The following is a 515-nucleotide window of genomic DNA, read 5'->3' on the forward strand; positions in this document are numbered from 1 at the left end:
GAAGCTAAGCCTGACTGCGCCGATGGTACTGCAACCGAAGGGTTGTGGGAGAGTAGGACACCGCCGAACTTAACCAAACAGTCTGGGCCCCGGTCGAGAACCCTCGCGGTTCTCCCGGGGCCCGGACTCATGTTCGCGTCCGCACGCGACAAGGCCCGAACCCTGAAGGGTTCGGGCCTTCGTCATATCCGGGCTATCTGTGAGGGTCTGCCGAAGCGTCGCTCGGCCTCTCTCGTCGCGCTGCTTGTGCTTCACGTTGCCTGCGGGGCGATACAAGCCGGGTTTTCTGTCTGGCGGTGGAATCACTGCCGCGGGTGCCCCGTGCCGCGAGAAGGCGTGGGGGATGAGCCAGCAGGACCGACTGCGGAGATCTCCCTGCCACCTAGTGCAGGCGCGCCGACGCGAGGAGAACGCGGCCAACTGCCGGAAGCGGAGGCGCGCGGCGAGGGTGCTCGGCCGGCATCACCGCAACAGGGAAAGGCAGCCCGTGGCGGGCTTGATTTCATCGCCCGAAG

Origin of the sequence: Amycolatopsis sp. NPDC004079, from assembly GCF_040610415.1 — a bacterium.
Classification (GTDB): domain Bacteria; phylum Actinomycetota; class Actinomycetes; order Mycobacteriales; family Pseudonocardiaceae; genus Amycolatopsis; species Amycolatopsis halotolerans.